Annotated in this window: 21 protein-coding genes; 8 read left to right on the top strand and 13 right to left on the bottom strand. The window is 71.4% G+C overall.

The window, feature by feature from the left end; all coding sequences use genetic code 11:
* Positions 1-166: 166 nt before the first annotated feature.
* The 4 genes from BM362_RS27265 to BM362_RS48385 all read right to left on the bottom strand — a co-directional run bounded on the left by BM362_RS27265 (position 167) and on the right by BM362_RS48385 (position 2149).
* On the bottom strand, positions 167-604 hold the full coding sequence (locus BM362_RS27265; protein WP_093575069.1) for an SRPBCC family protein: 438 nt from the start codon (positions 602-604) through the stop codon (positions 167-169).
* Positions 605-612: 8 nt separating this feature from the next.
* Positions 613-1053: an SRPBCC family protein gene (locus tag BM362_RS27260; RefSeq protein WP_067587323.1), complete on the bottom strand. Its 441-nt coding sequence runs from the start codon at positions 1051-1053 to the stop codon at positions 613-615.
* An 81-nt stretch (positions 1054-1134) separates the two neighbouring features.
* A complete protein-coding gene (locus BM362_RS46950; RefSeq protein ID WP_143132494.1) occupies positions 1135-1530 on the bottom strand; it encodes an STAS domain-containing protein in 396 nt (131 codons plus the stop codon).
* A gap of 397 nt (positions 1531-1927) precedes the next feature.
* The gene (locus BM362_RS48385) at positions 1928-2149 is read right to left on the bottom strand and encodes a hypothetical protein (protein WP_093575067.1); all 222 of its coding nucleotides are present in this window, start codon (positions 2147-2149) and stop codon (positions 1928-1930) included.
* Positions 2150-2211: 62 nt separating this feature from the next.
* Here BM362_RS48385 and BM362_RS48380 point away from each other — a divergent pair, with 62 nt between their 5' ends.
* From BM362_RS48380 to BM362_RS50360, 3 genes are all read left to right on the top strand, one after another.
* On the top strand, positions 2212-2541 hold the full coding sequence (locus BM362_RS48380; protein WP_093575066.1) for a hypothetical protein: 330 nt from the start codon (positions 2212-2214) through the stop codon (positions 2539-2541).
* A 147-nt stretch (positions 2542-2688) separates the two neighbouring features.
* Positions 2689-3660: an L-threonylcarbamoyladenylate synthase gene (locus BM362_RS27240; protein ID WP_093575065.1), complete on the top strand. Its 972-nt coding sequence runs from the start codon at positions 2689-2691 to the stop codon at positions 3658-3660.
* Between the two features lie 289 nt (positions 3661-3949).
* Positions 3950-6097, top strand: coding sequence for an ANTAR domain-containing protein (locus BM362_RS50360; protein WP_342029821.1), 2148 nt, complete (start codon positions 3950-3952; stop codon positions 6095-6097).
* Positions 6098-6216: 119 nt separating this feature from the next.
* Here the strand turns inward: BM362_RS50360 and BM362_RS27225 are convergent, their stop codons facing one another.
* The 4 genes from BM362_RS27225 to BM362_RS27210 all read right to left on the bottom strand — a co-directional run bounded on the left by BM362_RS27225 (position 6217) and on the right by BM362_RS27210 (position 8490).
* Positions 6217-6459 carry an STAS domain-containing protein gene (locus tag BM362_RS27225; RefSeq protein WP_093575064.1) on the bottom strand — a complete coding sequence of 81 codons (243 nt, stop codon included), beginning with the start codon at positions 6457-6459 and terminating at the stop codon, positions 6217-6219.
* A 283-nt stretch (positions 6460-6742) separates the two neighbouring features.
* A complete protein-coding gene (locus tag BM362_RS27220; RefSeq protein WP_167545452.1) occupies positions 6743-7564 on the bottom strand; it encodes a GAF and ANTAR domain-containing protein in 822 nt (273 codons plus the stop codon).
* 181 nt (positions 7565-7745) lie between these two features.
* The gene (locus BM362_RS27215; protein WP_067587345.1) at positions 7746-7922 is read right to left on the bottom strand and encodes a CsbD family protein; all 177 of its coding nucleotides are present in this window, start codon (positions 7920-7922) and stop codon (positions 7746-7748) included.
* Between the two features lie 76 nt (positions 7923-7998).
* A complete protein-coding gene (locus tag BM362_RS27210; RefSeq protein WP_067587348.1) occupies positions 7999-8490 on the bottom strand; it encodes a hypothetical protein in 492 nt (163 codons plus the stop codon).
* A gap of 254 nt (positions 8491-8744) precedes the next feature.
* Here BM362_RS27210 and BM362_RS27205 point away from each other — a divergent pair, with 254 nt between their 5' ends.
* Positions 8745-9179, top strand: a complete 435-nt coding sequence (locus BM362_RS27205; protein WP_067587351.1) for an ATP-binding protein — start codon at positions 8745-8747, stop codon at positions 9177-9179.
* A gap of 74 nt (positions 9180-9253) precedes the next feature.
* Here the strand turns inward: BM362_RS27205 and BM362_RS27200 are convergent, their stop codons facing one another.
* Genes BM362_RS27200 through BM362_RS27185 form a run of 4 tightly spaced genes read right to left on the bottom strand, consistent with a single transcriptional unit; the run spans position 9254 to position 13804 of the window.
* Positions 9254-10705: a glycoside hydrolase family 3 protein gene (locus BM362_RS27200; RefSeq protein ID WP_093575062.1), complete on the bottom strand. Its 1452-nt coding sequence runs from the start codon at positions 10703-10705 to the stop codon at positions 9254-9256.
* Positions 10702-11532: a carbohydrate ABC transporter permease gene (locus BM362_RS27195; protein ID WP_067587358.1), complete on the bottom strand. Its 831-nt coding sequence runs from the start codon at positions 11530-11532 to the stop codon at positions 10702-10704. The genes BM362_RS27200 and BM362_RS27195 overlap by 4 nt, the downstream gene beginning before the upstream one ends.
* Positions 11529-12515: a carbohydrate ABC transporter permease gene (locus BM362_RS27190; protein ID WP_067587361.1), complete on the bottom strand. Its 987-nt coding sequence runs from the start codon at positions 12513-12515 to the stop codon at positions 11529-11531. The genes BM362_RS27195 and BM362_RS27190 overlap by 4 nt, the downstream gene beginning before the upstream one ends.
* Positions 12512-13804, bottom strand: coding sequence for a sugar ABC transporter substrate-binding protein (locus BM362_RS27185; RefSeq protein ID WP_067587364.1), 1293 nt, complete (start codon positions 13802-13804; stop codon positions 12512-12514). Before BM362_RS27185 ends, BM362_RS27190 begins: the two co-directional genes overlap by 4 nt.
* Positions 13805-14465: 661 nt before the next feature.
* Here BM362_RS27185 and BM362_RS50690 point away from each other — a divergent pair.
* The 3 genes from BM362_RS50690 to BM362_RS27170 are packed head-to-tail and all read left to right on the top strand — an operon-like array spanning position 14466 to position 16671.
* A complete protein-coding gene (locus BM362_RS50690; RefSeq protein ID WP_093575061.1) occupies positions 14466-15752 on the top strand; it encodes a lysozyme in 1287 nt (428 codons plus the stop codon).
* A 59-nt stretch (positions 15753-15811) separates the two neighbouring features.
* Complete coding sequence (locus BM362_RS27175; protein ID WP_093575060.1) at positions 15812-16177, top strand: YrdB family protein; 366 nt, start codon at positions 15812-15814, stop codon at positions 16175-16177.
* A 53-nt stretch (positions 16178-16230) separates the two neighbouring features.
* Entirely contained in the window at positions 16231-16671 is a 441-nt protein-coding gene (locus tag BM362_RS27170) for a hypothetical protein (protein WP_143132493.1), read from the top strand.
* 4 nt (positions 16672-16675) lie between these two features.
* On the opposite strand, the gene BM362_RS27165 is transcribed toward BM362_RS27170, so the two are convergent.
* Positions 16676-18886, bottom strand: a complete 2211-nt coding sequence (locus tag BM362_RS27165) for a serine/threonine-protein kinase (protein WP_167545451.1) — start codon at positions 18884-18886, stop codon at positions 16676-16678.
* A 90-nt stretch (positions 18887-18976) separates the two neighbouring features.
* On the opposite strand from BM362_RS27165, the gene BM362_RS27160 reads away from it, so the two are divergent.
* Complete coding sequence (locus tag BM362_RS27160; RefSeq protein WP_093575058.1) at positions 18977-20566, top strand: acyl-CoA synthetase; 1590 nt, start codon at positions 18977-18979, stop codon at positions 20564-20566.
* Positions 20567-20730 lie beyond the last annotated feature (164 nt).

The raw sequence follows: 20730 nt of genomic DNA, 5'->3' as shown, positions 1-20730 counted from the left end.
TTGCGGATCTCGTGAAGCCTTCCCTCACCGGTGACCGGGAGAAACGCGAACTCGCCTCGCACCGCGCCAGCGGGGCGCCGATCGCCCGCTGGCGCGGTTCGTGGGCGAAGAAGCATCGAGTCGGCCGATGCGGCGCAGTAGCGCAGAACAGACCGCCGGCCGCGGTTTACCCGGCCAGTCGGTTGAGCGCGTCCGCGAGCTGCCGTTCGGTGTCGTTGCCCAGCTTCTCGAACACCACTTTGCCCAGCGGGGCGGCTAGTTTGGCCAAGCCTTTGAACTGCAGCTCGTTGGTGTAGGTGACGCGCGATCCGGTGCCGCTCGCCGCGACCTCGATCGTTTCGGTGGAGGTCGCGGTGTCGTTGCGCCCGACCAGCACGACGCGATCGGCGTCGAAGCGTTCGAGCGTGTACGTCAGCTCCGTGGTGATTCCCGCGATCTTCGAGGTGTTGTGCCACGACGAGCCGACGCGGACCGGCCCGTCGTCGTCGCGGACGCAGCGTTCCGTTCCGGGATCCCACTCTTCGGCGTTGCCGAAGTCGGCCAGATAGGCGAGAACCGCGTCCGGGCCCGGGTTCACGGCGAAGGTGCGCGAGACCGTGGTCACGGGGGCGCTCAGCGGGCTTCGATGACGGTCTGGAACTGTTCGGCGGCCCGCTCGACCTTCTTCTGCGGATCGGCCAGCAGCGACGCGACCGCCTCGCCGAGTTTGCCCGCCGGGGGCTCGTATTCGAGGGAGATCTCCACGCCGGTGCGGCCGTGGCCCTTGTCGTCGAACCGGACGACCCCGGAGTTGCGCACGTCCGGATCGGCGTCGTCCACCGTGGTCCAGGCGATCTTGCGCGGCGGGGCGTCCTCGACGATCCGGGCCTGCCATTCCACTGTGGACCCCGCCGGCCCGTCGACCTTCCACCGGGTGCGCGTTCCGTCGCCGTCCAGGGCTTCGACCGACTGGACGTCGGAGAACAGTTCCGGCAGCCGGGTCAGCGGACGCCACCAGTCGTAGCACGCCTGCGCGGGAGCGTTGACCTCGACGTAATGCGCTGCAGCAGCCATGGGTGCCTTTCCTCGGAGTTCAGCGAAATCTTGCCGAACCCTGCGGCTACCCGGCCGGTCGGCGGCGCAAACCGCGCGCGGCTACGAGATTCCCTTGCGGGGAACCGGAACGAGATTGGCGCCGCCGCGGACGTCGAGGGTCCGGTCGAGGCCGAGCAGCCGCAGGGGACGCAACACGGCGCGTTGGTGTGCCAGCACCGCGAAAGGCACCTCCGCGAAGTGCGCCTCGTGTTCGGCGGCCAGCAGAACGGACAGTCCCCGGCAACTGCAGAACGTCACCGCTCTCAAATCGGCGACCACTCCACCGGGTGAGTGCGCGATCGCCGCGACAGTGTGCTCGAAAAACGTTTCAGCGACTGAAGAATCGAGGTCTCCGGACACCGCGACGACCGTGATGTCGTCGGCGGTGCTGACGGTGATGTCCGCGAGAGGCACCGCGCAGGCAGGCAGCCTGGCAGGGCGAACGGGGTGCGTCATCGGGGCCTCCTGCGGACCGGCGGAGGCGGACCGGCGCTGGACTGCCTCGCTGTGCTGGGCGGGCGGCTCCTGGCTGAACCGATGCTGCCACGGTAACTCCGCCGCCGAATTCCGACAACCAGGCGCCGCGCGAACGGGGAGATCCCGTTGCGCCGGACCCGCTCGCGGCCCGTTCGGGAGTGCCGGGCGGATGCCTCCCCGCGCGCACCCGCGCCGCTCCGGCGGCGAGCGTTGCCGGTCCGGGCGGAGGAGGGCGGAGAAATCGACGCCGGCCAGGCGTTCGCCCAGGTTCGCCGAGTCCCGCGGCGTGGTCCGCGGGATGTTCTCGCCCTCGATGTTCATAGCCGGCGCGTCGAGTTCCCGGGACTGGCTCAGCGGCGAGTACGACGTGATCCTGTCACCCGACCAGGTGCGCCGGGCCCACGAGCGGCCCGATTCGGTACGCGGGCGAAGAAAGGCGGTGCTCGGCCTCGCCTGAGCGGTGACGGAAGAATTCGTTGTGCGGGCCGAGCTGGGCGCGGGTGCCGATCGGGCGCCGCTGGCCGACCTGGCCGAGGCAGGCCGCGATCCGGGCCGGATCATCCCGGGCGCGTTCGCCGGCGGGCATCCGGACCGGCACGGGCGGGGTGGTCGGGGAGCCGGTCGCTGGCGGAGTACCCGGCGTGCGCGCAGCACGAGGCGTTGGGCAATCTGGCGTCCGGGGGCCGCTGGACGACCGTCCTGTGCCCGCGCGCCGCCGAGGCGCTGGGAGCGACCGAGCTGGCCGACGCGGTGTTCGGCGGCGGCAACCGCGAACTGCCGCCACCGCCCGGCTCCCGGTCCTTCGCCGCCGAACCCGACCTCGTGGACCTCCGCGTGGTGACCGCCGAGGCCCGGGTCGAGGGCGCGGTGTCGGAGCTGGCGGTCGAGAGCGCGGAGCACGGCAGCGGATCCGCGGTCCTGCGGCTGGGCTTCTCCGGTCGCGCCCCGGCTTCCCGGCCCAGGGCCGCGGTCGCGGACTGCTGCTGGTGAACTGTCTCGCGGACCTGGTGCGGATGTGTGCGGACCCGGCCGGGGCGGCGGTGGCGGCCCGGTTCGCCGCCGGGTGAAGGCGTCCGGCACGCGCGGCTTAGGCTGACGGGCGAGGACAAGCCATCCGTCTGGCAGGAGAGTGCGAGCGTGACCGCGGCAGCTGGCGACATCGAGAAGGCGGCCGGGGTGCTGCGCGCCGGGGGCTTGGTGGCCTTCCCGACCGAGACGGTCTACGGCCTGGGCGCCGACGCCTCGGATCCGGCCGCGGTTTCCCGCATCTACCAGGCGAAGGGCCGCCCGCCCACGCACCCGCTGATCGTGCACCTCGCCGGTGCCGGGCACCTGGACGGCTGGGTCGGGAAGGTGCCCGGGCCCGCGCGGCTGCTGGCCGAGCGGTTCTGGCCGGGCCCGCTCACCTTGGTGCTGCGGCGCGGCCCGCGGGTGTCGTCGGCGGCGACCGGCGGACTGGAGACGGTGGGGGTGCGCGTGCCGGACCATCCGGTGGCGCTGGCGCTGCTGTCGGCGTTCGGCGGCGGCGCCGCGGCTCCGTCGGCCAACCGGTTCGGCTCGGTCAGCCCGACCACCGCCGAGCACGTCCGCGCGGAGCTGGGCGATGCCGTCGATTTCGTGCTGGACGGCGGTCCCTGCCAGGTCGGTGTCGAGTCCACCATCGTCGACGCCACCAGCGACACGCTCAGCGTGCTGCGGCCCGGCGGCGTGCCCCGGGAGGACCTGGAGGCCGTGCTCGGGAGTTCTCTCCAGGTGCCGTCGGTGAGCCCGATCCGGGTTCCGGGCCAGCATCCGTCGCACTACGCGCCGCGGGCTCGGGTCGTTCTCGTCGAGCCCGGCCGGGTGGTCGCCGAAGCGCGCCGCGCGCGGGACCTCGGGCACCAGGTGGGTGTCTTCCTGCCGCCGTCCCAGGACGTCGCGGCGCCGGAGGCGCACGCTGTGGTGGCGGTTCCGGCTTCGACGGCCGAGTACGCGCGCGGTCTTTACGGCTTTCTGCGCGAGCTGGACCGGGCGGGATGCGACTTGATCGTCGCGTCGCTTCCGGAGGAGAAGGGGCTGGGTCTCGCGATCGCGAACCGCCTTCGCCGCGCCGCGGGGCCGCGCGGCTGAACGTGCCGATGCGCAGGTAGTCCACAGTAGACAGTTCGGCCACGTCTCGCACCGCCGGTTCCGGCGTGCCCTGCTCCGGCGGAAGGTCGTGCCGGGTAGGCTTTTTTCTCGGTGCGTTAAGCAGGCAGCGTCCACAACCCGCTGGCTGAGGCGCGCCCTGCGCCCGGTCCGGCCCGCTCCTAGGAGTGCGTGTGGCGACCGCCGAGTGCCGAGCATCCCGTCCAGCGCGCAGACGCGCAGCCGAGCCCCACCCGGGCGTCTTCGCGCGAAGCGTGGTCGTGCGGCTGCCGTGACGGACCTGAAGATCACCCCTCGGCAGTTCGGCGATGCTGTGGTGCTGACCTTGCCGGACCGGCTCGCGACGACGCACTCGGCCGAAATCGTCGAGGCCCTGCACGCGGCGGGCCGCGCTGTCGCACCGGGCACGCGCATAGTGGTCGACCTCCGGGGCGTCAGCCCGGTGAGCGCGCCGCTCGCCCGTGCACTGGTCTCGTTCGCCCGCGAGCGCGACTGCGTGCTGGTGCCGGACCAGGCCACGACGGCGGTGCTGGACAGCGCGGATCCCGGCGCGGCCGTCCGGCGGGCCGCGTCGCCCGCGGAGGCGCTGGCCGGATCCGGGGGCGTCCGGCAGTCGTTCGCGGCGAGCGGCGCGGTGCGGTCGCTCGCCTTCGACAGCGACGATCTGACCCGGACCGAGGCGTTCCTGAGCAGCGCGTACGCGCCGATGCGGATCGGCAGCGAAGCCGGCCACGCGGGCACGCACATCAGCAGGCACGAGGTCGACGGGCTGAGCGCCGACCAGCTCGCCCTGTCCTTCGAAATGAGCTACGCCGTCGAACCGCTGGGCACGATCTGCCTGTGCGACGTCGAATCGGGCACGATCGAGGACCACCGCGTGGAGGGCTGGCCGGAAGCGGAGACGTTCGGCCCCGGGGACCTGGTGTCGTTTTCGCCCCCGGACCGGCCCTACACCGGGCGGATCGCGCGCGCCGAGTACAGCATCACCATGTTCGATCCGGTCCTGCTGAGCCAGGCCGCGGGCGTCGACCGGCCGGTGCGGCTGCTCGACCACCGGCCGGTCGACGCCAGCGCCGCCCAGCACCTGCGCTCCGCCGTCGCCCATCTGCGCGACGACGTCCTCGGCGTGCCCGGGGTCGGGGAGAATCCGCTGGCCGTGGCGACGGTGGCGCGCTACCTCGCCGTGGCCGTGCTGAACGCGTTCCCGCACACGGCCTCCGCCGAGCGCCGCGGGGACGGGCTCGACGCCCATTCGCAGACGCTCCGCCGCGCGATCTCCTTCATCGAAGCCCATCTCCACCGGCCCATCGACGTCGCGGAGATCGCCGCCGCGGCCCGGGTCTCGGCCCGTGCGGTGCAGCTGGCCTTCCGCAGGCACCTCGGCACGACCCCGATGGCCTACCTGCGCCGGGCACGGCTCGACCGCGCCCGAGCGGAACTGCGCGCCGCCGTTCCGGAGCAGGACACCGTCGCGCGGATCGCCGCCCGATGGGGCTACGCGCCCAGTGTGTTCGCCGCCCACTACCGGGCCGCGTACGGCGAGTCGCCTTCGGCGACGCTGCACCGGGGCACCGCCGAGCACATTCGTTTCCCTGGCAGCCGGAGCTTCGTTCGGACGGCGATCGAGCCGAAAAGCGAACCCGGTGACGAGGAACGGACCCTGGTGACCGCCGGGCTGCCCGGAGCGCCGGATCGCGCGCAGCCGGACGCCGCGGACCGCTTCGAACAGCTGAGCGGGATGCTGCTGTCCGCGAACTCGGTCGCGGACGTGCTGCGGCAGGTCGTGGAAGCGACCGCGGCGGCGGTGGCCGGAGCGGACTGGGCCAGCGTCACCGTGCTGGGTTCCGACGGCCGCTTCTCCACTGCCGCTCGGACCGGGAAGACCGCCGCCGAGCTGGACCGGATCCAGTACCGCGACGGGGAAGGCCCGTGCGTGGAGGCGGCCCGCGCGGACAGCCCGAGCTATGTCGCGAGCGCGGATCTAGCCGCCGAGACCCGATGGCCCCGGTTCACCGCCGCCGCCCGCGCACTCGGCTGCCGCGCGGCGTTTTCCACCGAACTCCCGGCAGTTCCCGGCTCCGACCGGGTGGCGGGCTCGCTCACCGTCTACTCCCGCCGCCCGGACAGCCTGGCCGAGACCGACCGCCGCATCGCGCTGCTGCTGGCGACGCACGCGTCGCTGGCATTGGCGAACACCCACCTGCGGAAGACCGCCGAACTGCGTCGCGCCGAGTTTCGGCGAGCCGTCGACACCCGGGATGTCATCGGGCAGGCCAAGGGCATCCTGATGAACCGGGAAGGCTTCACCGCGGACGAAGCGTTCGACCTGCTGCGGCGGACGTCCCAGGACCTGAACGTGAAGCTGGTCGAGGTGGCGCGCACCCTGACGGATCGGCACGGCGAGCTTGAGCAGGGGTGACCGCGGCGGTCAGGAATCTCGCCGCCGGTGCGCGGTTTCGGCGGCGGGCGCGGTGAAGTGGTCGAGGAGGCGGGTGCGGCGGAGCAGCCGGTCGAGTCCGGTGGACCGGTCGTCCAGGCTCAGGCCGAGCGGACCGGCCTGCTGACCATGAGCGGGCCGGACAATCCGGACGAGTCGCGGAAGGCCGGCTCGCCGCAGTCGAGGCGGACAGCGCGGCAATCCGGGTGCGCCGCCAGCATTTCCCGGGCAGTCCGGACGAGCAGGTGCTGGCTGTCGTGATCGAACTCGCCGCGCACGGTCAGCCAGGTTGTCCGAGGATGCGGTGCGGTCCACGTGCGGGCGGGCGGGTGCGGCGGCGTCACGGGGCGGCCTCCTGCGCCCGCGCGGGCGCGAGAGAGGTCCCGCAGCTGCTCGCCGGGGAGGATGTCCGCGGTCCAGCGGAGAAAACCCGTGAACAGCTCGGGATCGTCGACGTAGACGGACGTCTTGAGGTACTCGACCGGGGCGGTTCCGCCGGCCTCGGGTCTTGACCGGCGGAACCTCGGTCCCGGTCTCCTGCGCGCCGGAGGCCGACCCTGGTCTCCGGCTACCCGTTCGCCGGGAATTCACGCGTCCCGGCGCGAACGCGGCGGAAACCGGCGAGGGTCAGAGGTCGAGTTCCCGGTGCCGTTCGGCCACCGTGCGGGCGAGTTCGACCAGCTTGACGTTGAGGTCCTGGGACGTGCGGCGCAGGATGTCGAACGCCGCGTCGGCGGTGACCCCGCGGCGGTTCATCAGGATGCCTTTGGCCTGGCCGATGAGGTCGCGGCTGTCGACGGCGCGCTTGAGGTGGGCTTCCTTGAGCGCGGCCGCGGTGTGCGCGGCGGATCCGGAGAGGGCGAGCGAGGCGTGCGAGGCCAGGATGAGCGCGCTGTCGACGGCGTCGTCGTCGAAGGCCCCGGCCTGGCGGCTGTAGAGGTTGATCGCGCCGGGCGGCCGGTCGGACTTCGCGTCCGGCAGCAGCGTCGTGGCCAGCAGGGAGCCGAACCCGAGCCGTCCGGCGAGCACGCCGAATTCGGGGAAGGCGTCGGACTCCGGAAGGTTGTTGGTCAAGGCGTGCCCGGGCCGTTCGTGCCGGGCGGCTTCCAGGCACGGGCCTTCGCCGGTCCGGTACTGGATCCGGTCCAGCTCCTCGGCGGCCTCGTGGGTGCGGACCGGGGTGTGGAACCCGCCGTCGGCCGACCGCAGGGTGATGCTGGCCAGATCGGCTTGCGGCACGATCCGCAGCGCGGCGGACACCACGCGCTCCATCGCTTCGTGCAGGGAGCCCGCGTCGAGCAGGAGAACCGCGAGCGCGCCGAACTGCCGGGAGAGCGGCCCTTCGAGGGCCACGCCGCTGCGGGCCCAGCCGTCGACGGCCGGTTCCGCGCAGAACGCGACCCGGTCGGCCTCCCAGCCCTGATCGGTCTGCGTATCGGCGTCCGTCACCCCGGCCTCCTCGTTCGCTGCCCCGCCACCGGGTCGCACCGCCGGTGACCTTACCGGGCCGTGAAACCGGACCGGCAGCTGGCGACGAGGGAGGGCGTGCCCGGCGGCCGAAGCCGCGGAGGGAGGGCGGACAAGGGCCGGCGGCCGGAACCGAAGTCCCGGCCGCCGATCCGATCGCTGGTCAGTCTTTCACGCCTTTGACGGCGTCCTTGACCTTTTCTCCCGCTTGCTTGAGCGCGCCCTTCGCCTGTTCGGCCTTCCCCTCGGCCTGCCACTGCTCGTTCCCGGTGGCATTGCCGAGCGCTTCTTTGGCCTTGCCCTTGAGCTCCTCGGCCTTGTGTCCGGCGGTGTCGCTCATCGTCGATGCCCTCTCTTCGTGTCCGGGGATTCCGGGGCTACCCGCTGAGGCCAGTGCGCAAACCAGCGGCCCGCGGTCAGCGGGGCGCCTTCGCCGCGGCGATGTACTGATTGGCTTCCGGGAGAAAGGAAAGGATCACGCCGAGCAGAGCCAAGGCGGTGCTGACGTAGCCGATGACCGTGCTCTGGCCGGCCAGCAGGGAGACCACCTGCAGCGCGGTGAGCACAGTGAGCACGATCCTCGCCCAGTTGCGGCCCGCGCGGAGTTTGAACGCGAACAGCAGGCGCAGCAACGCGATCACGACCGCGATCACGACCGCGATGACGATGCCGATCGTGACCGCCTGGTCGATCTGGGCGTCGGTGAGGCGCGCGGCGTTCTGCTCATTCGCTCTTCGCATCGCGTCGGCCAGCGCGTCCCGCGCGAAGAACAGGAACACAGCTCCGACAAGGCCGGCCACCGTCGCGGCGACGAATGCCCAGAACGCGCCGGTGAGCACCGCGGGGCGAGGCGGGGCTTCGGCGGGAGTTCCGGCGGAAGGGGACGGGTAAGCAGGCATGTCAGTCATGGGAAAAAGGTGGCACAGCGCACGAAACCCCGCACGGCAAGAGCGAAACCAGTCCCGGAAAACCTTGCGGCGAGCGACTTCGCGCACAGTTTCCGGGCGTGCGGTTTGGCGCCTGCGGCCCATGGGTACCCAGCTCGCGGGGAACTGCTGATAAATTGCCGCGGGAATTCGCGGCCAGTATTGAAGAATTGACAACGGACCGTGCGGGTACTTTCTTCGTGCAGCGCAATACCGGCCGAGGAGGAGGTCGAGCGATGAGTGTGGAGGAATTGCGGTCCAGTCGCTTGCCCGCGCGCGCCGTGTCGCCGGGAGGCGCGGTCCCGCGGCTGGACCTGGCAGTGGCGCAGGATTCCACGACGTTGCGCCGGATCCGGGACCAGGCAGCGGCGTTCGTGCGCGGCCATCGGCCGCGCACCGGCGCGGACGCGGTGGCCGACGTGCGCCTGGCGCTCGACGAAATGGTCTGCAACGCGATGCGGCACGCCCGCCCGCCGTGCACGCTGGCCCTGTCCTTGCGCGGTGACCGGCTCCTGATCGAGGTGTCCGATTCGCTCCCGGCCTTCGCGCGCTACCGGGAAGGGTACGAGGGCGGAGGACGCGGGATGGCCCTGATCAACGCGATCGCCGTGCGCTGGGGCCAATCATCCCGGGCAGGCGGGAAGACCGTCTGGGCCGAACTGGCCCTTTAGCCGCGCGATCCGAAGGTGCGTGTGGGGAACCCTCAGGCAATCAGATTCCCTGAGGGTTCCCCACACGCACGGGGTCAGGAGCGAGCGAGGTACTCCGCCGCCGCCCGCAGGCTGACGTAGGAGCCGCTGAACGTGTCGATCCTCGGCGCGGCACCGGATTCCGGCCCGGGCACCCCGGTCTCGACCCGGATGTAGTCCACAGTGGACAGGCCGGCCAGGAACTCCCGGACCGCCGGATGCCGGTGCGCTTCCCGGGTCACCACCACGACGCTCTCCGCCGACGCGGCCTCGGCCAGCACCGTCGAGACATCGTCCGGGGAGACCGAAAGCGTCCGGATGCCCGGAACCAGTTCGGCCAGATGCGCGCCCAGTCCCCACGGCATCGGCCCGGCGGCGATGCCCGGTTCGGTCTGCACGTCCACCACGAGCGACGGGCCCGTCAACCGCGGCGTGCCGGTGATCCGCAGGGCGGCCCGCGCGGCGGACAGCCCGAGCGAGTAGTCCACCGGCCGGACCGTGGCGGGGGCGGGGGAGGCGCCCAGCGAAGCGGTCCGGGCAGCGGCGTCGGCGAGCCGCTCCAGGGAAAGCCGTCCCTCGGTCACCGCCGCGACGATCGCCTCCGCGGTCCGGTCCAACGTCTCGGCGTCGAACGCGGCGCCGCCGAGGCACAGCGCGTCCGCGCCGCCCAGGAGGGCCCGGACCGAAGCCTCGCCGAGCCCGTCGTGCCGTCCGTACGCCCCGGAAACGGCGCCCATCTCCAACGCGTCGGTGATGACCGCTCCGGTGAACCCCAGTTCGCCGCGCAGCACGTCGGCGAGCGCGGTCCGGTTGAACGTCGCCGGTTCCTCGCCCCATTCCCGCACGACGAGGTGCCCGGACATGACCGTCCGGACGCCCGCCTCGATCGCCGCGGCGAACGGGACGAGTTCGGTCTTCCGAAGCTCGTCGGCGGTCCGCGGCAGCACGGGCAGCGAGAGGTGCGAATCCTCGGTCGCCGCGCCGTGTCCGGGGAAGTGTTTCGCACAAGCGGCGACCCCGTACTTCTGCATGCCGGTCACGAACGCCGCGACGTGCGGCGAGGCCGCCGCCGGGTCCGAGCCGAACGCCCGCACGCCGATGCCCGGATCTTCCGCCGCGAGCGTGAGATCCGCGCACGGCGCGAGGTTGACCGTGACCCCGCACGCCGCCAGCCGCTCGCCGAGAGCGGCCGCGACGGACGCGGTCAGCTCCGGATCCCCGGCCGCGCCCAGTGCGAGCGGGCCGGGCACGAACGAGCCCTTGCCGACGTCGAGGCGGGTGACGTCGCCGCCCTCCTCGTCGATTCCGACGACCACGCCGTCCCGCTCGGACCGCAGCGCCGAGGCGAGCGCGGCGACCTGTTCGTCGTCGGCCACGTTGCGGCCGAACAGGATCACGCCGCCGAGCCCCTCGGCGATGCGGCGGCGCACCCAGTCCGGCGCGGTCGTGCCCTCGAACCCGGGCAGCAGCACGGCTTCGGCCAGCCTGCGGGGGTCAGCCACCGTCATCCCTTCACCGCGCCCGCGGTCATGCCGGACACGAGTTTCCGTTGCACGATCAGGAAGAAGATCACCGCGGGGATCGCGTAGATCACCGACGCGGCCATGACGCCGCCCCAGTCGATCGAGAACGCCGTCTTGAACGACGACAGCCACACCGGCAGCGTCTGCTTCGACTGGTCCCGCATGAACACCAGCGCGAACAGGAACTCGTTCCACGCGGTGATGAAGCTGAACACCGACGTGGTCACCAGGCCCGGCCCGAGCAGCGGCAGCGTGACCCGGCGGAACGCGCCGACCCGGCTGCAGCCGTCGATCATCGCGGCCTCTTCGAGGTCGTACGGGATGCCGTTGACGAACCCGTAGAGCATCCACACGGTGAACGGCAGCGACGTCGCGAAGTACACCAGCAGCAGCGACGGCAGCGTGTTCAGCAGCCCGATGTCGCGCATCAGCAGGTACATCGGGATGAACAGCGCCGAGAGCGGGGCCAGCTGCGCCACCAGGATCAGCAGCAGGAACCCCTTGCGGCCGCGGAAGCGGAAGCGCGCGAGCGGGATCGCCGCGAGCACGCCCACCACCAGGGCGGCCAGCACCGCGCCGAGCGTCACGATCAGGCTGTTGGTCAGGTACGTGACGAACCCGGGCTTGGTCAGCGCCGACGCGAAGTTCGACAGCGTCGCCGAGGTCGGGATCAGATCGTACTTCGGCGACAGCACGTCGCCCGGCGTCTTCAGCGACGTGGTGAACATCCAGTACGTCGGGAAGAGGAACAGCAGCGCCACGAAGAGGCCGGCGATCGACACCAGCACCCGGGCGGGCAGGGACTTCCTCATGCGATCTCCCCGTCCTTGGTCCGGACCAGCAGCTGCACGTACCGGCCGGTGACCAGCAGGAGCAGCACCAGCATGATGGTGGCGATGGCCGCGGCGGAGCCGAAGTGGCTGCCCGCGATGCCCTTGAGGTACTGCAGGATCGCCAGCGTCGTGCTCGCGCCGTCCGGGCCGCCCTGGCGGATGGCCCACACCTGGGCGAACATGTTGAAGTCCCACAGCATCGACAGGAACGTCACCATCGTCAGGATCGGCCGGATCGCGGGCCAGCTGACCGCGCGGAAGGTCTGCCACGGCCCGGCCCCGTCGATGCCCGCCGCCTCGTACTGCTCGCGCGGCACGCCGATGAGGCCCGCGTAGAGCGTGAACGCGACGAACGGCACGGCCTGCCACAGCACCAGCAGCCCGATCACCACGAGGGTGCTCGGGCCGCTGGAGAACCACGAGTACCCGATGAACGAATGGAAGCCCAGCCGGTCCAGCGTCTTGTTGAGGATGCCGTACTGCTGGTCGAAGATCCACTGGAACACCGTGGTGGTGGCGATGACCGGCACCGCCCACGCGAGGACCAGCGAAACCTGCACGAAGATCCGCAGCACCGGGTTGAGGTGGCGCATCAGCACCGCGATCAGCAGCGCCACGAGCAGGGTTGCGGCGACGAGCGCGCCGGTGAAGAGGATCGTGCGGATCGCGACTGCCCAGAACTCGGGATCGGACAGCACGTCGGTGTAGTTCTTGAAGCCGATCCACACCATCTTGCCGGTCACCAGCTCGCGCAGGTCGAGCTGGCGGAGGCTGATGCCGAGCATCTGAACGGTGGGCCAGCCGAGCAGCACCAGCACGGCGGCGAGCGCGGGCAGGATCAGCAGGTACGGCATGAGCCGTTCGCCGAACCAGCCGCTGCCCCGCTTCCGCGCCGCCCCGACGTGCGCCGATGCCGGCGGGGTCGCCCCCGCCGGCATCGGCTTGTCCTTCGTCGCGGTCATCCGCCGATGATCTTGTCGAGGGCGGTGTTCGCGTCGGCCGCGGCCTGGTCCAGGGTCTTCTTCCCGGTCAGGTAGGCGGTCAGCATGTCCTTCAGCGGGTTCTGGCCGGATTCGACCTCGCCCCACTTCGGACTGGCCGGCATCGCGTGGCCGTTCTTCGACGCCTTGGCCATCACCGCGCCCACCGGGTCCTTGTCCAGGGCGCTGACGTCGGTGGAGGTGCCCGGCACGTAGCCGCCGGCGGCGAGCTGCGTCATGTACTTGGTGCTGGTCAGCAGCTTCAGGTAGTCCTTGGCGAGGTCCTGGTGCTTGCTGTTGAGCGGGACGACCAGGTTCGAGCCGCCGAGGAACACCGGGGCGGTCTGGCCCGCGGTCTTCGACGGGATCGGGAACGCACCGGTCTTGGCGGTGATGCCCGGGTCGGTCTTGGCCGCGGTCGCCACCTCGTTCGGGGTGCCGATGAACATGGCGACCTTGCCCGCGCCGTAGATGCCCGCCTGCTGCGGCGTGGCCTCGTCGTTGTCCTTGGGCGCGGTGGTGCCGGAGGCGTCCACGAGCTTCTTGTAGAACTCGAGGCCCGCCTTGGCTTCCGGCGTGTTCAGCGACGACTTGAAGGACTTGCCCTCGGCCTTGGCGATGTCGCCGCCGTTGTCCCAGATGAACGACGACAGCGCGTACCAGTTCTGGCCCGGCATGTAGAGCGGCTGGAACTGCGGGTCGCCGCCGAACTTCGTCTTCAGCTTCGCGATGTCCGCGAGCCATTCGTCGTTCGAGGCGGGCGGCTGGGTGATGCCCGCCTGCTCGAACATGTCCTTGCGGTACATGACGACGCGGTTGGCGGCGTAGAACGGCACGCCGACGGTTTTGCCGTCGTACTGGCCGGACGCCTTGAGCCCGGCGAGCCACTGCCCGCCGTTGAGGTTGCCGACGTCGCCGGAGAGGTCGGCCAGCACGCCTTGGGCGGCGAACGCCGGCGTCTGGGTGTTGCCGACCTCGATGACGTCCGGCGGGGTGTCGCTCGCCAGCGCGGTGGTCAGCTTCTGCTGGATGCCGTTCCACTGCTGGATCTGGTAGTCGACCTTGACGCCGGGGTGGGCGGCCTCGAATTCCTTGTTGAGGGCGGCGGTCAGGCTGTCCGGCGCGGAGCCGGTCATGAGCCAGACGGTCAGCTTGCCGTCCTGCGCGCCCCCAGCGCTCGAGGCGTTCTCACTCCCGCCTGAGCCGGCGCAGCCGGCTGTGGCGAGCGTGATGGCGGCGGCTCCCGCCGCCAGCTTGAGCCAGCGCTTCACGTGTCTCGTCCTTTCGGTGCCCGGTCGTCGGCGACCGGGGCTGAATGACAAATGGTGTAGACCAATGTTCAGCAGGGTGGTCCGGACCACAGCCGGTGTCAAGCCGGTTGCCAAGATGTTGCGAAGACGGCCGCCTGGTTGACGCTGCGTGTCCGGGCCATTACCGGCGCTGGCGCGAAAAGTGCTGGTAGAAGGCGATTTCCGCAGTGCGGGCAACGGTTTCCGGTGCGGCGAAGTTGTTCGTGAACGGCTCGCCGGGCCGGGCGTGCCGCGTGCCGCGGGCGTGTCCCGGACAGGTCCGGGCGAACGACCTTCGGCCCTTGCGCGCGGAGGGAACTTCGGATTCGAGACAACTGCGGTCCGGTCCGGACGGTGCTGCGCTCCGGTCCCGGCGCGCGTGCTCGCCCGCTGCGACGGGTGGCGGGCCGGCCGCCGACAGTGACCCGGGATGGGTGAGTTTCCTCCCGGCAGGGACCGGGCGTACCCCCGGTGACCTCGGAAAACCTCTTGTGTACCACGCGTCACATCACTCCCAGTGGTTTACAGGCGTCCCGCGTGTCACACACACTGGGGCTCGCCCAGGTGATCCGGTGCCGCTCTTGGGGAAGAGAGGCGGACGGCCGGAGCGCTCCCCGGGCGGGAAAAGAAGAGGGAGTAGAGGATGACGGGCTCCGGGCGGATAGCGGCTCGGGCGGGTGCGATCGTCGCGGCGGCGGCGGTGGCTGCCGCCGGAGCGCTGGGGCTGCTGCACGCGCCCCAGGCGGCGGCAGCGCCTGCCGAGGTGCCGGGCATGGACGTGTCCGGACACCAGGGCAATGTGGACTGGAAGGCGGCCTGGAACGCCGGCGCGCGTTTCGCGTACGTCAAGGCGACCGAGGGCACCGGGTATCGCAACCCGTACTTCGCGCAGCAGTACAACGGCTCTTACGACGTCGGGATGATCCGCGGCGCGTACCACTTCGCGCGTCCGGACGTGTCCGACGGCGCGACGCAGGCGGACTATTTCGTGGCGCACGGCGGCGGCTGGTCCGCGGACGGCCGCACCATGCCGCCGATGCTGGACATCGAATACAACCCGTACGGCTCGACCTGCTTCGGCCTGTCGAAACCGGCGATGGTGTCGTGGGTGAAGTCGTTCTCCGAACGGCTGCACGCGAAAACGTCGCGCTGGCCGATGCTCTACACCACGACCGACTGGTGGAAGACCTGCACCGGGAACTCGGCGGCGTTCGGCGACACGCATCCGCTGTTCATCGCCCGCTACGCGCAGAGCGCGGGCCCGCTGCCCTCGGGCTGGCGCTACTACACCGTCTGGCAGTACTCCGACTCCGGCAACAAGCCCGGCGACCAGGACTCGTTCAACGGCTCGATGGAGCAGTTGATCAAGCTCGCCGGCGGCGAAGCCCCGAAGAGCGAGGCCCCGGCTCCGCCGAAGCCGGCCACCTCGACGAAGCCGCCGACGTCGACGAAGCCGACCACGAGCGCGCCGCCGACCTCCTCGGCGACCAAGACCCCGACCAGTTCGGCGACCGCTTCGCCGAGCACCACGACGAAGACGAGCCCGACGACGTCCAGCAGCCCGACGTCCTCGGCGACGAAGCCGCCCGCGTCCGCTTCGTCCACTGCGGCGAAGAAGGACATCAGCGGTCTCGTCTGGGCGGGTGGCAAGCAGGCGAATCCGCCGGGATCGCTGTCGGACGCCAAGCACGCCGACTCGCTCACCGCCCGCGTCCACGAGATCGCGAAGGTGACGCCGAAGGCACCGGCCGTGCAGAAGGCCACGACCAGCCACCCGACGCAGACCGCCGCGCCGGAAACCAGCCAGCCCCAGCGGCAGGCACTGGCGAAGACCGGCGTGAGCACCCCCCGGCTCGCGGTGTTCGGTGCGGCGCTGCTGGTGTTCGGGGCGATCCTGATGACGCTGTCCCGGATGGCGGCCCGGCGCTGATTCCGGCCGGGTCCGCACTCCGCGCACGGAGCGCGGGCCCGGCCGTTAGGCTTCCCGGCGTGACCACCACTCGACCCGAATTGCGCGGTTTCCCCGGCGCGGTGCTCGTCATCCGCTTCCTGACCGAACTGGCGCTGCTCGCCGGTCTCGCGGTCGCCGGCGCGCGGCTGGGCGGGAACGTGTTCCTCGACATCCTGTCCGCGGTGCTGTGGCCGGCGCTGGCGGCGGCGATCTGGTGGCTCGTGATCGCGCCGAAGGCGAAGCGGCGCAGTCCGGAGCCGACCCGGTTCTTCCTGGAGGCCGCGCTGTTCGCGGTCGCGGCGCTCGGGCTGATCGCGTCCGGTCTGCTGGTCGCGGGGATCGTGCTCGGCGTCGCCGGGATCGCGGTCGCGGCGGCCGTGCGGGTGTGGGCGAAGGACGGCTGAGCGGTTTTCCCGAGCTGGGACCGGTCCCGGCCGTCGTTGAGTACGGTGCGGGCATGGAATTTCCCGCCGTTGCCCGGACGGTGCTCGCGCCGGTCGCGTTGCTCGCCGCACTGACCGCGTGCTCGGGCAGCCCCGCTCCGGCTCCCGCGGCGTCGTCTTCCTCCGCCGCGCCGGTCGAGGAACGGGTGCCTGATCGCCAGCCGCACACGCTCGTGCTGAACGCGACCGGTTCCGGTTCCCTGAAACAGATCACCTACACCTTGGACGGCGCCACCCAGGAAACCGGGCCGGTGAAGATGCCGTGGCGGCAGTCGCTCACCGTGCCGGCGGACGGGAAACCGCACCAGTGGACGCTGGAGATCACCTATTCCGGCGCGAGCGGCGAAGTGGACATGTATTCCGTCGTGGACGGCAAGGAGTCCGTGCACACCGCGAGCGGCGGGCACGGGAACGTCACCGGGTCGGCCTCGATCGGCGGCTCCCTGGAGGGCTGAGCGCTCAGGACGGGCCGGAGTCGTGGTTCCACCAGTCGGCCATCGCGAACGGCTCGGTGCCGCGATGCGCGACCGCGAGGATCCCCGACTGGTCGTCTGTCCACTTGAGGTAGCGCTCGCCGCTGGGCGCGAGGGTCGCGCAGGCGAGGCGTCCGGTGTGGCCGTCGCGCGAGTAGGGGCGGTCGGCGGCGAAATCGGGCGGCTGGTCGGTGCACGCCTTTTCGGTGGTCTGGGTGCTGTTGAAGACCTGGTTCATCGTGGCGGCGTCGGGCAGCTGGTAGTAGACGACCAGTCCGGCTCCGCTGGCCGGTCCGCACGCGACAGCGGCATCGGCCCGCACCGCGCCGAGGTCTCGCCAGCGCTGGTCTGCGGACGGGCGCACGCAGTTGATCCGCGAAGCGGGCGGGATCCGTCGCAGCAGCGTGTTTTCCGCCGGGGCCGGGAACGCGGGGGAGGACTCGCGGTTGACCTGCGAGACGATCCGGCTGAGCGGCGCGAGATGCCATTGCGTCCACCAGCCGCCCGCGCCTTCCTGGCTGGCGCCGGTGACGTGGCCGAGGACGTGGAACGAATCGAGGCTCCAGTCGATCGCGACGGTGCCTTCCCGGCCGGGACGGCAGAGCACCTGGCCGAGATCGACGCTCAGCCAGTCGAAGCGGGTGGTGCTCGGCGACGCGCCCGGACAAGGTTTCCCGCTCGGCGCCTTCGCGGCGGTGACGAGACCGTCGAAGCTGGAACGCAGCGTCCGGGTGTCGGCGAAACGGTAGTAGGACACGTCGCGTGGGCCGGTCCCGCGTGGTGTGCAGGCGATTCCGGCGATGGCTCCGGGATAGGTGCCGAGATCCGCGGGTGCCGCGCGGTGGCACTGGTTTCCGGCGGCGATCTCGGTGAGGGCGGTCTCGTCCGGGGTCGGGAAGGCCGGCGTCCCGGTCCAGCCGACCCACGCGGCGCGCAAAGCAGCATCCTCGTCCGCCGAGGCAGTGGCTGTGGTGACCGCGCGAGCGGCATCGTCCTTCCAGACCACTGTGGACCGTCCGCCTCCGGCATGGCAGAACACGCGGCCGAGAGCGGGACCGGTTGCCGGGTAACGGTGTTCGGCCCCCGAGGCGACGGCGCAGTCTCCTTGGCCGGTTGACTCGCCGCCGCGCGACAGCAAGGCGGAGTAGGCGTCGGCGGCCTGCTTCGGGTCGGCGTACAGCGCCGTCGTCGCGGCGCGGCCGGCCGGGTCGTGACAGGTGATGGTCGCGGTCGCGCCGGAGACGGGCGTGTCCGCGGTCGCACAGTCGGCCCGCAAGGCGGCCGGCATCCGGGCGAGAGCGGCGTCGTCGACTCCGGACAGGCCGCCGGTGGTCAGCGAGGCGACGAGCAGACCGGCCGCAGCGACCGCCGGGACTCCCGCGCGCAGCATCCGCCGTCGCCGCCGATCCCGGCGTTCGGCGGCCGCCAAATCCTCGACCAGCGCGGTGCAGGCCGGATGCCGCGCGGCCGGGTCGATGCTGAGCGACCGGCGGAGGGCGCGCCGGACGGCGCGGCCGAGTTCGGCGTGGTGGCCCGGCGGCGCACCGGCCAGGCATTCGCCGAGCACGCAGGCGAGCGAATACACGTCGGCCGCCGGTCCGGCCGGCTTGCCCTGGCGTTGTTCGGGCGCGGCGTAGCCGGCCGTGCCGAGGAACGCCCCGGTCGCGGTGAGCTGCGTGAGGTCGAGCTGGCGGGCGATGCCGAAGTCGCACAGGTACGCGCGGCCGTCGGCGTCGAGCAGGATGTTGCCGGGTTTGACGTCGCGGTGCACGAGCCGCCGTTCGTGCGCCGCGTCGAGGGCGGCGGCGATCTCGCGTCCGATCCCGAGAGTCTCCTTGACCGGCAGCGGACCCCGATCGGCGAGCATCCGCGCGAGGTTCGTGCCGCGCACGTACTCCATCGCGAGGTAGCCCAGGCGGCCGTCTTCGGTGAACCCGGCGTCCAGCGCCGGGACGATGTTCGGATGCCCGAGGTCGCGCGCGATCCGGGTTTCGCGCTCGAACCGGGTGCGGAACCCGGGCACCGCCATGAACTCCGGGCCGACGACCTTGAGCGCCACCGCTCGCCCGTCCGCGGTGTCGAGCGCCTCGAAGACCTCGCTCATCCTGGTGCGCGCGAGCTGGCGGACGAGCCGGTACCGGGGCAGCCTGCCGGTGATGTCCGGCCGGTCGAGCGTCGGTGCTTCGGTCTCGTCCACGCGCCCCTCCCCGGATGGTGCCGGAAAGCCTACCGAGGGTCGCCGCCGGCCCTGCTTGCGCGCGCCGCGCCGGTGGATGAGACTCCCGCTATGCCGAGCCCGTTCAGCGCCGAAACGGCGGAAGCGATCCAGCACGCCCGCCAGCATTCCGTCGGGGATCTCCTGCGGCGCACCGCGTTGCGCCTGCCGGACAAGCTCGCGATCGTCTCCGGCGAGCGACGCGCGACCTACCGCGAGTTCGACGCGGCGGTCAACCGCTGCGCGCGCCGGCTCGCCGAGCGCGGCCTCGCGAAGGGCGACCGGCTCGCGCTGCTCAGCCGCAACTGCTGGGAGTACGCGGTGCTCGTGTTCGCCACGGCGAAGCTGGGCGTGGTGCTGGTGCCGGTGAACTTCATGCTCGGCGCGGAGGAGGTCGCGTTCATTCTCGGCCACGCCGGAGTGTCGGGGCTGATCGCCGAGGACGCGTTGCTCGGCATCGCGGCGGAGGCGGTGAAGCGCTCCGGCCGCACCGACGCCCTGCGCGCCCGGATCGGCGGCAGCGGCGGCGAATGGGAGAGCGTCGCGGACTGGATCGACCGGCCCGGCGACGAAACCGCGCCTGCGGTGCTGGTGGCGGACGACGACCCGTTGCGGCTGATGTACACCTCCGGCACCGAATCGCGGCCGAAGGGCGTGCTGTTGTCGAGCCGTTCGCTGATCTCGCAGTATGTGTCGTGCGCGATCGACGGCAGCATGACCGGCGACGACATCGAGGTGCATTCGCTGCCGCTCTACCACTGCGCGCAGCTGGACTGTTTCCTGTCGGTCGACGTCTACCTGGGCGCGACGAGCGTGATCCTGCCCGGTCCGGACCCGGCGGCGCTGCTGGCCGCGGTGGAACGGGAACGCGCGACGAAGCTGTTCGCGCCGCCGACGGTGTGGATCTCGCTGCTGCGCCACCCGGCGTTCGACACGACGGACCTGTCGAGCCTGCGGAAGGGCTACTACGGCGCGTCGCCGATGCCCGCCGAAGTGCTGCGCGAACTCGCGCGCCGCTTGCCGGACGTGCAGCTGTGGAACTTCTACGGCCAGACCGAAATGGCCCCGCTGGCCACGATCCTGCGTCCGCACGAACAACTCGCGAAAGCGGGGTCGGCGGGCCGGGCGTCGGTCAACGTCGAAACCCGGATCGTCGACGAGGACGGCCGAGCACTGCCGCCCGGCGAGGTCGGCGAGATCGTGCACCGCAGTCCGCACGCGACGCTCGGCTACTACGAGGACGAGGAGAAAACCGCCGCCGCCTTCGCGGGCGGCTGGTTCCACTCCGGCGACCTCGGCGTGCTGGACGAAGAGGGTTATCTGTCCGTGGTGGACCGGAAGAAGGACATGATCAAGACCGGCGGCGAGAACGTCGCGAGCCGCGAGGTCGAGGAAGCCCTGTACCTGCTCGACGGAATCGCCGAGGTGGCGGTGTTCGGAGTCGCGCACCCGCACTGGATCGAAGCGGTCACCGCGGCGGTCGTGCCGCGCGAGGGCGTCACGCTCACCGAGGACGAGGTGCTCGCGCACGCCCGGCAGCACCTGGCCGGATACAAGTGCCCGAAGTACGTGGTGTTCGTGGACGCGCTGCCGAAGAACCCGAGCGGGAAAATCGTGAAGCGCGCGCTGCGGGAGGGGCACGCCGACCTGGCGCGGGAGTGACGTGCTCCGAGGAAGCGAAAATGAGCTGTGCGATCCGTCTTCTCCAGCCGCCTCGGCTGGTCTGGCCCACCACCGAAGTCGGCACGTGCTATCTCGTCGGCGAACAGGCTGGCTGCTTGCTCGAAGGCCGCCCGGCCGAGTGGCTGGACTCGGCGAGCGACGAC

Origin of the sequence: Amycolatopsis rubida (assembly GCF_900115345.1) — a bacterium.
Classification (GTDB): Bacteria; Actinomycetota; Actinomycetes; order Mycobacteriales; family Pseudonocardiaceae; genus Amycolatopsis; species Amycolatopsis rubida.
The sequence above is the reverse complement of the archived record's forward strand: the minus strand, read 5'-3'. Positions and strand labels throughout refer to the sequence as shown.

Excerpts from the sequence above, each read along its gene's own strand:
- BM362_RS27260 (WP_067587323.1), bottom strand. The coding sequence starts at position 1,053 with ATGGCTGCTGCAGCGCATTACGTCGAGGTCAACGCTCCCGCGCAGGCG.
- BM362_RS46950 (WP_143132494.1), bottom strand. The coding sequence starts at position 1,530 with ATGACGCACCCCGTTCGCCCTGCCAGGCTGCCTGCCTGCGCGGTGCCT.
- BM362_RS27215 (WP_067587345.1), bottom strand. The coding sequence starts at position 7,922 with ATGAGCGACACCGCCGGACACAAGGCCGAGGAGCTCAAGGGCAAGGCC.
- BM362_RS27210 (WP_067587348.1), bottom strand. The coding sequence starts at position 8,490 with ATGACTGACATGCCTGCTTACCCGTCCCCTTCCGCCGGAACTCCCGCC.
- BM362_RS27205 (WP_067587351.1), top strand. The coding sequence starts at position 8,745 with ATGAGTGTGGAGGAATTGCGGTCCAGTCGCTTGCCCGCGCGCGCCGTG.
- BM362_RS27200 (WP_093575062.1), bottom strand. The coding sequence starts at position 10,705 with ATGACGGTGGCTGACCCCCGCAGGCTGGCCGAAGCCGTGCTGCTGCCC.
- BM362_RS27195 (WP_067587358.1), bottom strand. The coding sequence starts at position 11,532 with ATGAGGAAGTCCCTGCCCGCCCGGGTGCTGGTGTCGATCGCCGGCCTC.
- BM362_RS27190 (WP_067587361.1), bottom strand. The coding sequence starts at position 12,515 with ATGACCGCGACGAAGGACAAGCCGATGCCGGCGGGGGCGACCCCGCCG.
- BM362_RS50690 (WP_093575061.1), top strand. The coding sequence starts at position 14,466 with ATGACGGGCTCCGGGCGGATAGCGGCTCGGGCGGGTGCGATCGTCGCG.
- BM362_RS27170 (WP_143132493.1), top strand. The coding sequence starts at position 16,231 with ATGGAATTTCCCGCCGTTGCCCGGACGGTGCTCGCGCCGGTCGCGTTG.
- BM362_RS27160 (WP_093575058.1), top strand. The coding sequence starts at position 18,977 with ATGCCGAGCCCGTTCAGCGCCGAAACGGCGGAAGCGATCCAGCACGCC.